The following is a 10,543-nucleotide window of genomic DNA, read 5'->3' on the forward strand; positions in this document are numbered from 1 at the left end:
GGCCTTGGGGAGAGTCTTCTCGTCCAGCGGCCCAGCTGTCCCGGGTGGCATCCTCGCGTGCGCGGGGAGCGCGGGGCGAGTCCCGGCCCCTGCACCGGCCCGGTACTCAGTTCCCTGCTCGGACGGCGGGCTGTCACCCCCGCCGCCGCACAGGTTTCCCGGGTACGCGGAGCCTGGCCAGACCCCTCGCCTTCTGACTCATATGCAAAAATTACGAAACTGCACATCAGGTGATCTTGAAGGGGGCTTGCGCACCGATGACTGTCCATTCCGCCCGAAGACCGTGCCGCCGCTCGTCGGAGGCGACGGTGGCCACCGTCCTCCGTCCCACGGCAGGGGATGCCCCGGTCACGCCGTCGCAGGCGGTCAACGAGGCGCTGCCGCAATGCCGCTGACCCGCCGCACGATCCTGACCGCCGCGGCCGCCGCGGCCACGACTCCGGTCGTCGCCTCCACGGGAACCGCCCAGGCGACCGGCCACCGGCTCACCCCCGCCTCTGCTCTCGCCTCCGCCCCCGTGGCCGAACCGCGGGTCGGGAGCAGCCTGCACGCGCGGAACCGGTTCGACCTGCGGGCCGAACCCGTCGACCTGTTCGGCAGGGAACTCCGGCTCACCCAGGGCAGGGTGCATCAGCAGGTCGCCTTCGACCCGGTGACCGGCCTGGCCTACGCCACCCAGATCATCAGCGACGGCCGTCAGCTCGCCGACGAGCAGGCTCCCGTACCCGGTGCCGAGCGCGACCGCCGGGGCGACCTCTGCATCAACGAGGTCTCCCCCGACGGGACCGTCCGCGCCGTCATGTACCTGAGGGGCGTCGGCCACGGCGGCGGGCTCGGCGTCGAGCACACCGACGGCCGGCCCTGGCTCTGGCTGGAGACCGACGCCACCCCCGTCACCAGCGGGTTCGCCTACGGCAAGCGCATCGGCCGTATCGCGTTCACGCCCGACGCCGTCGTCGACGCGGGGAGCACCCTCATCGAGGTGTTCGACCCCGTCCCGGCCTCCTCCGGCACCACCCCGTCCCTGGACGTCGAGCACGGTCGGATAGGCGTACGCCACGGGCCGGCCGGCGCCGTGGAGTACCGCGTGTACGACCTCGCGGCCTTCAAGCGCCGCGCCTTCACCCCGCTGTACAGCTTCCCGGTCCTGTACCGCACCCAGGCATGGTGCCTGTACGGCGATCTCCTCTACCAGAACGAGGGCAGCGCCTACGGTCCCGCCAACCCCGCACCCGGCAATTCCTGGTGGAACGTCTACGACATCACCACCGGCCGGATGATCGAGCGGCGCTTCAACACCACCGCTCTCGGCCTGTCCCACCGTGAGACCGAGTCCATCACCGTCCGCCGGACGCCCGACGGGCCGCAGCTCGTCTTCGGCTTCGCCACTCAAGAACCAGGACCGCGCCGCATGGCCCTCTACGGCATCACGAGCACCACCGACGGCACGGGCGACCACGTCCCGTGGACCACCCTGGCCTACGACACCGCCGTCTACACCCCCAACTCCGGCAACTACGTTCCTCAGTACCGCCAGGTCGGCAACCGCATCGACCTCCACCTCCGGCTGTCCCGTGCGGACAAGGCCCCGTGGACCAACGGCGAGAAGGTCCTCACCCTCCCGCCGCACATCCGCCCCAACCGCACCCAGGGCATGGTCGGTCAGACCACGGGCGCCGGAGTGTCCGGCTCTCTCACCGTCCGCTGGGAGATCCTCGCCGACGGCTCCCTGCACCTCTACGATCCACGCGGAATCACCGGCTGGGTCGGGCTCGACGCCGGATACTTCACCAGCTGAGCGTCTCGGACGAGCGCGGAACGTACGGGGAAGGGTGGGGAGGGCGCACCGGGCCGCGCCCTCCCCGCCACCGTCACCTCCGCCGGTACAGCTCCTCGATCTCCGCCGTGAAGTCCCGCGCGATCGCCGCCCGCTTGAGCTTCAGCGACGGCGTCAGGTGGCCCTTCTCCTCCGTGAAGTCCACCGGGAGGACGGTGAACTTCCGGATCGACTCCGCCCGCGACACCAGGCGGTTGGCCTCGTCGACCGCCTTCTGGAGGGACGTGCGCAGCTCCTCGTCGTGGACCAGCTCCCTCAGCGGCACGTCCTGCTTCTTCACCATCTGGCGCCAGTGGTGGAGGCCGTCCGGGTCCAGGGTGAGGAGGGCGGTGATGTACGAGCGGTTGTCGCCGACGACCATGCACTGGCTGACCAGGGGGTGGGCGCGGAGCCAGTCCTCCAGGGGGGCCGGGGTCACGTTCTTGCCGCCCGACGTGATGATGATGTCCTTCTTGCGGCCCGTGATCGTCAGATAGCCGTCCTCGTCGAGCGTGCCCAGGTCGCCCGTCGGGAACCAGTCGCCGTCCAGGAGGTACGGGACCGGCTCCGCGCGTTCCGCGTCCCAGTAGCCGCGGAACACCTGGCCGCCCCGGAGCAGCACCTCGCCGTCGTCCGCGATGCGTACCGACGTACCGGGCAGCGGCCAGCCCACCGTGCCCAGGCGGGGTTTGAGGGGCGGGGTCACCGTGTGGGCCGCCGTCGTCTCCGTCAGGCCGTACCCCTCGAAGATGCCGATGCCCGCGCCCTCGTAGAAGGAGGCCAGCCGGCGGCCCAGCGGGGAACCGCCGCAGATCACGTACCGGACCTTGCCGCCCAGCGCCGCCCGGATACGGCGGTAGACCAGCGGGTCGTAGAGGGCGCGGGCCGCCCGCAGGCCGAGGCCCGGACCGGGGCCCGTGCCGTGTTCGGCGGCCTCGACCGCCTTGCCGTACCGCTGCGCGATCCGGGCCGCGCGGTCGAACGACGACGCCCGGCCCATCTTCTCCGCCGTCGCCCGGCCCGTGTTGTAGACCTTCTCCAGGACGTACGGGATGGCGAGGAGGAAGGTGGGACGGAAGCCCGCCAGGTCGGCCAGGAGGTCGTCCGTCTGGATGGAGGGGGCGTGGCCCAGGCGGACGCGCGCCCGCATGCAGCCGATCGCCACCATCCGGCCGAAGACGTGGGAGAGCGGGAGGAAGAGGAGCGTGGACGCCGGGTCCTTCGAGACCGACTTGAAGACCGGGTGCAGCAGTTCGATCGCGTTGTCGACCTCCGCGAAGAAGTTGCCGTGGGTGGTCACACAGCCCTTGGGGCGGCCGGTCGTCCCCGAGGTGTAGATCAGCGTGGCCGGGGTGTCCGGTTCCAGCCCGGCCCGGCGGTCCGCCACCGCCTCGTCGGGGATGTGCCTGCCCAGCGACTTGAGATGGCCGATGGCCCCCGTGTCGAACTGCCACAGGTGCGCCAGGCCGCCCAGTTGCTTGCGCTCCTGGCTGACCAGGCGGCCCTGCTCCTTCGTCTCCACCGCGCACGCCACCGCGCCCGAGTCCTGGAGGATCCACCGGGTCTGGAAGGCGGACGAGGTGGGGTAGATGGGCACCGTCACCAGGCCGGCCGCCCAGGACGCGAAGTCCAGGAGCGTCCACTCGTACGTCGTACGGGCCATGATCGCGATCCGGTCCCCCGGCCGCAGCCCCTCCGCCAGCAGGCCCTTCGCCACCGCCAGCACCTCGGCGGCGAAGTCGGCGGCGGTCACGTCGTGCCAGGTGCCCTCGGCGTCCTTGCGGCTCAGCACCGCCTCCGCCGGGGCCTCCCGGGCGTTGTCGAACGGGATCTCCGCCAGCGAGCCCCGCAGCACCGGGGGCGCGAAGGCGGGTACGGAGACCTCCCTGACCCGGCCGGACCCGTCTCTCTTCTTCGTGGGCTCCACCAGGGTGGGCGTGGGGGTGGGATCGGTGGCGGTGTTCGGCGTTGACACTTGCGGCTCCTCGGTGGCGGGCGGGGGTCGTACATGTCTCGTCGCCGGGTCGTCCGTCCGGCAGATCGCCAATGGGCTCAGGGGCGTTCCAGGATCGCCGTCACCCCCTGGCCGCCCGCCGCGCAGACCGAGATCAGCCCCCGTCCCGGGGCCTCCCGTTCCGCCAGCAGCTTGGCCAGCGTGGCGACGATCCGGGCGCCGGTGGCGGCGAAGGGGTGGCCGGTCGCCAGCGACGAACCCGCCACGTTCAGACGGGTCCGGTCCAGCGGGGCCAGGCCCTGCTTCTCCCAGGCGGCGAGGGTCGCCAGCACCTGGGAGGCGAACGCCTCGTGGATCTCGTACAGGTCGAAGTCCTCGATGCCCAGGCCCGCCCGCTCCAGCAGGCGCGGCACCGCGTACGCCGGGGCCATCAGGAGGCCGTCGTCCCCGTCCACGTAGTCGACCGCCGCCGTCTCGTAGAGGGTGAGGTAGGCGAGGGGCTGCAAGTCCCTTTCCCGCGCCCACTCCTCGCTCGACAGCAGGACCGTCGCTGCGCCGTCCGTGAGAGGCGTCGAATTCCCGGCCGTCATGGTGGGGTTCGGGTCCGAGATGCCGAACACCGGTTTCAGGCGGGCCAGTTGTGCGGCCGTGGAGGCGGGGCGCAGGTTCTGGTCACGGGTCAGGCCCTGGTACGGGACGACCAGGTCGTCCAGGAAGCCGCGTTCGTACGCCGCCGCCAGGCGCTGGTGGCTCGTGGCCGCCAGCTCGTCCTGGGCCTCGCGGGTCACGCCCCAGCGGCGGGCGGTGCGGGCGGCGTGCTCGCCCATCGAGAGGCCGGTGCGCGGCTCGGCGTTGCGCGGGATGTCGGGGGCGAGGTGGCGGGGGCGTACGGCGGCAAGTGCCTTGAGGCGGCCGCCCGTCGTCTTCGCACGGCGCGCGGCGAGCAGGATGCGGCGCAGTTCGTCGTTGACCCCGAGCGGGGCGTCGCTGGTCGTGTCGGAGCCGCCCGCTACGGCCGAGTCGACGACCCCGAGAGCGATCTTGTTGGCGGCGGCGATCACGGCCTGGAGGCCCGTACCGCAGGCCTGCTGGATGTCGTACGCCGGGGTGCGCGGGTCCAGGGCGGAGCCGAGGACGGTCTCGCGGGCGAGGTTGAAGTCGCGGCTGTGCTTGAGGACCGCGCCCGCCACGAACTCGCCGACCCGCTGCCCGGCCAGGCCGTACCGCTCCACCAGGCCGTCGAGCGCGGCCGTCAGCAGCTGCTGGTTGGAGGAGGTCGCGTACGGGCCGTCCGAGCGGGCGAAGGGGATACGGCTGCCGCCGATGACCGCCACGCGCCGGACCGCCGGGGCGGGGGTGAGGGCAGCGGCGGGGGCGGGTTCGGGGGTGGGGGTGCTCATGCGGTGGGTCCCGGGTCGGTCCCGCCTGAGGTCTGCATCTCGACCAGCTCCTGACTCTTGAGTAACCTTACTCAGTAGTAAATCTACGACCGAGCAGGGAGTCAGGACAATGGCCGATCGCTATCTGCACCTCACCGGCACAGCACCCGGCCGCTTCCTCACCCGCCGCCTCGGTCTCCCGCAGCCCGCCCCGCTGCGCCGCTGGTCCCCGGAGACCCCGCGGCTGGAGGGGCCGCTGCTGCACCTCACGGCGGGCAGCGGGGCGGGGGCGGACGCCGGGGCGCGGGCACAGGCAGGGGCCGGGGCGCGGGCGGACGCCGGAGCCGGAGCGGGCGCGGACGCCGGAGCCGGAGCGCACGGCGGAACCGGAGCGGGCACGGCCGTCGGGGCGGGCTCGGGGCTCGCGGAGGTGCTGGCCGGGGTCGGGCTTCCCGTCGTGGGGCGCGCCGACCGGCCCGGTGCCGTCGTCCTCGACGCCACCGGGGTCACCACCGCCGCCGGGCTCGGGGAGGTCCACGCCGCCCTGCACCCCGTCGTCCGCTCCCTCGCGCCGGGCGGGCGGGTCGTCGTCCTCGGTACGGCCCCCTCCCCCGACGACCACCACCAGGCCGCCGCCCAGCAGGCGTTGGCGGGGTTCGTCCGGTCGCTGGGCAAGGAGATCGGGCGGGGCTCCACCGTTCAGCTGGTACGGGTTCCGGGCGGCGGCGCTACGGCACAGGGCGCCGCGTCCACCCTGCGCTTCCTGCTCTCGCCCCGCTCCGCCTACGTGAGCGGCCAGGTCATCGAGCTGACCGACGCCACCCCCGAGCCCGTCACCGACCCCGCCGCCCCGCTCGCCGGCCGCACCGCCCTGGTCACCGGGGCCGCCCGGGGCATCGGTGCCGCGGTCGCCTCCGTGCTCGCCCGCGACGGGGCGCGGGTCATCGCGCTCGACGTGCCGGGGGTCCGGGAGGAGCTGGAACGTACCGCCGCCCGGCTCGGGGCCACCCCGCTCCCCCTCGACATCACGGCGCCCGACGCCGCCGACCGCATCGCCGCCGCAGCGCCGGACGGGCTCGGCGTCCTCGTCCACAACGCGGGCATCACCCGCGACCGCCGCCTCGCCAACATGCCCGCCGAGCGCTGGACTCCGGTCATCGACGTCAACCTGGACAGCGTGCTCCGCACCACCGACGAGCTGCTGAAGGGCGGGGCCGTCACGCGCGGCGGCCGGATCGTCGCCACCGCCTCCATCGCGGGCATCGCGGGCAACACCGGGCAGACCAACTACGCGGCGAGCAAGGCCGGGATCATCGGTCTCGTCCGCTCGCTCGGCCCGCGCGCCGCCGCCGACCACGGCGTCACGGTCAACGCGGTCGCACCCGGCTTCATCGAGACGAGGATGACGGCGGCCGTCCCCTTCTTCATCCGCGAGGCGGGCCGCCGTATGAACTCCCTGTCCCAGGGCGGCCTTCCGGTCGATGTCGCCGAGGCCGTCGCCTGGTTCGCCCAGCCCGACTCCACCGCCGTCAACGGCCAGGTGCTGCGCGTCTGCGGCCAGAGCCTGCTGGGGGCGTGAACGCGATGACCTCCCTCAGCGCCTCCCTCGTCCGCGGAGCCGTCACCTCGCCCTTCCGGCGCGCCGGCCGGCCGGACGCCACCCTGCCCACCGAACGCCTCACCCTCCCGGCCGCCCCCGCCGCCCCCGGCCCCCTGGCCGCGTACCTGAGCATCTGCGGATTCCCGGAGGCCGGGAGCGGGGCGGAGTCCGGGAGCAGGGCGGGGGCCGGAGCGGGAGCGCTTCCGCTCACGTATCCGCACGTCCTGGCCTTTCCGCTGGCCATGCGGCTGATGACCGGGCGCGGCTTCCCGCTCCCGGTCGTCGGACTCGTCCACACCTGGTTCGAGGCCTGCGGCCACCGCGCGGTGCGGGCCGAGGAGCCCATGCAACTGACGGTGTACGCGAAGGAGTTGACCGCCCACCGGCGCGGCACGGAGGTCACCATGGTGACCGAGGCGCGCGTGGGCGGGGAGCTGGTGTGGGAGTCGCGAAGCGGATATCTCTCCCGGCACGCCACACAGGGCGCGGCGGGCGGAGGCCGTGAGGAGACCGGTGCCGAGGCGCTTCCCGCTCTCCACGAGTGGCGGCTGCCCGGCGATCTCGGGCGGCGGTACGGAGCCGTCTCCGGTGACCGCAACCCCATCCACCTCCACCCTCTGACCGCCCGCCTCTTCGGCTTCCCCCGGGCCATCGCCCACGGCATGTGGACGGTGGCCCGCTGTCTGGCCGAGGCGCAGGCGGCGGAGTCCGACGGGGCCGGTCGCCGACTCCGTACGGTACGAGCCGACTTCAGGGCCCCCGTCCTGCTGCCCGCCACCGTCGTCCACGCCGCCGAGCCGGGCGGGGACGCCTTCGCCCTGCGCGGCCCGGGCGGGCGCGTGCACCTCACGGGGGCGGTCACGCGGGAGGCCTGAGGCCGATGGCCGCCACCCGGGGGGCCGGAAGGGGGCGCGGCGCGAAGCCGGAGCCCGCCCGGGTGCGCGGCGAGGGCGGCGCCTGGGCGGGTCGGTCCGGACCCGGCCGCCGTGCGGCGGCCGGGGAGCCGGCGCCTCCCCGTCGTGCCGGTCGGGCGCCCTCCCCGTCGTGCCGCTCAGGCGTGGAGCATCGGGTGCGTCCTCAGCAGCGTCCGGGACCCGCCGAAGGCGTGGGTGAGGGTCAGCGCGTGGGGCTCCAGCAGGCCGAGGACCGCGTCGACCGCGTCGGGCAGGCGCTCGACGTGGTCGGCCGTCAGCCGGCCGCGTGCGAGCAGGTCCCCGCTGTGGGCGGCGATCCGGCGCAGGGCGAACAGGCTGTGCAGCCCGTGCAGCAGGTCCGCCGGTACTCCGGAGGGGGCCTGGTCGGCGGCGGTCAGCAGGCACTCGGCGGCGAGCCGGTGGACATGGGCGTCGGCCAGCGCCACCGCGGGCGTCACCGTCGCGTTCCAGCGGGCCAGTGGCGATGCGGCGGGCTGCCGGAGCCGGGCCTTCGCCCGTCCGTGGGAGATGCGCTCGATGTCGGCCAGGAGGTCCTGGAGGAACTGAGAGTCGGTCAACTCCCGGTGGGCGGGCGGGATCTCGCTCTCCGGCTTGAGGTCGATGCCGCCGAGCAGCATCTCGCCCCCGGCCTTCTCCATGATGACCTTGTTGTCGCCCTCGGCCGTGATAGCGCCTTCGACGGAGGCCAGTTGGAGCGCGATGCCGTTCTCCTGGACCAGGCCCTGGGCGCCGCACCGCTCGCGGCACTCGGTCATGACCGCTCGGGCCCTCCAGGTGATCCAGGCCTTGGATATCGCCGTCAGCCGCTCGTACGCCTCGCGCTCCTCACCGCTCGCCCGGCCCCACTGCCGCACGACCGATCTCTGGAGCAGCGTGGCGGCGTAGGCCGTCGCCGTGGCGTCGAGCAGGGCGGTGTGGTGGCCGCGGTGGGATATGAGCGGCACGCGCTGGCCGTTCGTCATGCCCGAGGTGACCCGGGTGTGGGCGTAGCGCATGGCGACGTCGAGGGCGTGCCGCATGACGCCGAGGCTGTGGGCGCTCATGCAGAGCTTGCCCATCGTGACCCGTCCGATGGACTGGAGGAACCGCCGGCGGGGGCTGCCGAACCCGCTGGTGAACTCACCGTCCGGGGTGAGGCGGCCGTGGTCGCCCTGGAGGAGGGCGCTGAAGGGGAGGCGGACGTGGTGGAAGGTCGTGGCGCAGTGGTCGACCGGGCTGCTGACCGTCTGGGGCAGCGGGCTCACCTCCACGCCCGGCAGCGGGCTGCCGTCGCCGTCGCTGAGCGGCGTCAGGAACAGCAGCACGCCGTGGTCGGTGCCGTCGACGATCAGGCGGGCCGCGACGACCGCCCCCTTCGCCCCGCCGGCCGGGCCGGTGTTGGGCATGAACTTCCGCGCCCCGGCGTGCGGGGTGTGCAGCACGAACTCCCGCGCCGCCCGGTCGTACGTCGCCGTGGTCTCCATGTTCGCGGCGTCGTTGCCGTGGGCGGCCTCGGTGCACAGGAACGTCCCGATGCGGTCCGCGCGGACGTACTCGCCCAGGTCCCGGCCGGCCGGATCGTGGTCGGCCAGACTGCCGAAGAAGAGGTTGTAGTGGATGGAGGCGATGGTGGCCATGCCCGGGTCCACCACCCCGGCCCACTCGTGCAGGGCGGTGAGATCGACGGGGTCGCCCGCCAGGGCCTGTGGAGCCGCTACGGCCTCGTTCACCAGCCGGAGCCGGTCGTAGCTCAGGGCTATGCGCTCCCGATGGGTCAGCCCCTCCTGGAAACGGAACGCGGCGGAGCTGAAGAAGTCCCTCCACCGCCGATGAGTCGCGCCCAGCTGACCGGGGAAGAGCAGGTCGGCGAGGGCGGCGGACACGGGCGTGGGGGAACCGGGTGCGGTATGCGGAATCTGAGTGGCAGTCACACCCGAGAAAACTAGTCTGCCCGGGCACGGTCGCCGGAGTGACGATCAACACGATTGAACCGGGCGACTCCACGGTAGGCGCCCGCCGGGCCGCCCCTCCGCCGCCCCGCGCGAGGAACCGGTCCCGCGGCGGCGGGGCGCGGGCCCCCACGGCATCGCCTCCGGGAGGGGCGGCTGCCTACGACGCGTCGGCCGGGGGCTGCCACGGGCGGGCGTGCATCAGGTTCTCCAGGCCCGCCCAGGCGAAGTTCATCAAGGTCGCGGCGGCTTCCTTCGCCGAGACGCCCGGGGTGTCATTGGCCCAGCCCGCCAGGGACTCGGCGGCGCCCACCAGGGCCTGGGCGAGGCCCGCCACATCGCGGTCCGCGAGGGCGGGGTCGCGGTGGGCCTCACGGGCGGCGGCGCCGATGAGGCCCGTCACGAACGCGACGATCTCGTCGCGCATCACCACGACCTCGCTGATGAACGGCTCCCCGTGCGAGCGGGCCTGGCGGTGCAACACCGCCCAGCCGTCCGGGTGTTCGGCGGTGTGTGTGAAGAACGCGCGCAGTCCTGACCAGAGTTGGCCGTCGGGGGGCAGCTCCGGATCGACGCCGGCCCGTACCGCCGCCACCAGGGCCTCCGCCTCGCGCCGGATGCAGGCGGAGAAGAGGTCCTCCTTGGAGTGCAGGTACAGATAGACCAGTGGCTTGGAGACGCCCGCCAGCTCCGCGATCTCGTCCATAGAGGCGGCCCGGTACCCCCGCTGCCCGAACGTCTGGACGGCGGCGTCCATCATCTGCCGCTCCCGCACGGCACGGGGCATCCGCCTGCTCTTCACCGCACCCATGTCACGGCACCCGCGTCTGTCACAGCACCCACGTCAGCACCCACGTCCGACTTCCTCCCCGCCCTGCCGCCTGCACCTGCCCAGGGTACGGCGCCGCGCCCTCCGGCGTCGTACGGGAAG

The 10,543-nt window shown here is 73.5% G+C and carries 7 protein-coding genes; 3 read left to right on the plus strand and 4 right to left on the minus strand.

Annotated features, from left to right (window positions below; all coding sequences use genetic code 11):
• The first annotated feature begins 385 nt into the window (after window positions 1–385).
• Window positions 386–1,798: a phage baseplate protein gene (locus ACQ9ZG_RS13535; protein WP_109916042.1), complete on the plus strand. Its 1,413-nt coding sequence runs from the start codon at window positions 386–388 to the stop codon at window positions 1,796–1,798.
• 73 nt (window positions 1,799–1,871) lie between these two features.
• Here ACQ9ZG_RS13535 and ACQ9ZG_RS13540 read toward each other — a convergent pair whose 3' ends face one another.
• Entirely contained in the window at window positions 1,872–3,791 is a 1,920-nt protein-coding gene (locus tag ACQ9ZG_RS13540; RefSeq protein ID WP_109916043.1) for an AMP-dependent synthetase/ligase, read from the minus strand.
• A 77-nt stretch (window positions 3,792–3,868) separates the two neighbouring features.
• On the minus strand, window positions 3,869–5,170 hold the full coding sequence (locus tag ACQ9ZG_RS13545; protein WP_109916044.1) for an acetyl-CoA C-acetyltransferase: 1,302 nt from the start codon (window positions 5,168–5,170) through the stop codon (window positions 3,869–3,871).
• A 109-nt stretch (window positions 5,171–5,279) separates the two neighbouring features.
• Between ACQ9ZG_RS13545 and ACQ9ZG_RS13550 the strand changes: the two genes are divergently transcribed.
• The gene (locus ACQ9ZG_RS13550) at window positions 5,280–6,728 is read left to right on the plus strand and encodes a 3-oxoacyl-ACP reductase (protein WP_499280571.1); all 1,449 of its coding nucleotides are present in this window, start codon (window positions 5,280–5,282) and stop codon (window positions 6,726–6,728) included.
• 5 nt (window positions 6,729–6,733) lie between these two features.
• Window positions 6,734–7,624: a MaoC family dehydratase gene (locus ACQ9ZG_RS13555; RefSeq protein WP_499281598.1), complete on the plus strand. Its 891-nt coding sequence runs from the start codon at window positions 6,734–6,736 to the stop codon at window positions 7,622–7,624.
• Window positions 7,625–7,800: 176 nt separating this feature from the next.
• On the opposite strand, the gene ACQ9ZG_RS13560 is transcribed toward ACQ9ZG_RS13555, so the two are convergent.
• Both ACQ9ZG_RS13560 and ACQ9ZG_RS13565 read right to left on the minus strand, forming a co-directional pair.
• Complete coding sequence (locus ACQ9ZG_RS13560; RefSeq protein WP_109914174.1) at window positions 7,801–9,594, minus strand: acyl-CoA dehydrogenase family protein; 1,794 nt, start codon at window positions 9,592–9,594, stop codon at window positions 7,801–7,803.
• A gap of 178 nt (window positions 9,595–9,772) precedes the next feature.
• A complete protein-coding gene (locus ACQ9ZG_RS13565; protein ID WP_026237756.1) occupies window positions 9,773–10,423 on the minus strand; it encodes a TetR/AcrR family transcriptional regulator in 651 nt (216 codons plus the stop codon).
• Between the last annotated feature and the right edge of the window lie 120 nt (window positions 10,424–10,543).

The sequence above is a fragment of the Streptomyces araujoniae genome (genome assembly GCF_050871195.1).
Lineage (GTDB): Bacteria > Actinomycetota > Actinomycetes > Streptomycetales > Streptomycetaceae > Streptomyces > Streptomyces bacillaris.

Excerpts from the sequence above, each read along its gene's own strand:
- ACQ9ZG_RS13535 (WP_109916042.1), top strand. The coding sequence starts at position 386 with ATGCCGCTGACCCGCCGCACGATCCTGACCGCCGCGGCCGCCGCGGCC.
- ACQ9ZG_RS13545 (WP_109916044.1), bottom strand. The coding sequence starts at position 5,170 with ATGAGCACCCCCACCCCCGAACCCGCCCCCGCCGCTGCCCTCACCCCC.
- ACQ9ZG_RS13550 (WP_499280571.1), top strand. The coding sequence starts at position 5,280 with ATGGCCGATCGCTATCTGCACCTCACCGGCACAGCACCCGGCCGCTTC.
- ACQ9ZG_RS13555 (WP_499281598.1), top strand. The coding sequence starts at position 6,734 with ATGACCTCCCTCAGCGCCTCCCTCGTCCGCGGAGCCGTCACCTCGCCC.
- ACQ9ZG_RS13565 (WP_026237756.1), bottom strand. The coding sequence starts at position 10,423 with ATGGGTGCGGTGAAGAGCAGGCGGATGCCCCGTGCCGTGCGGGAGCGG.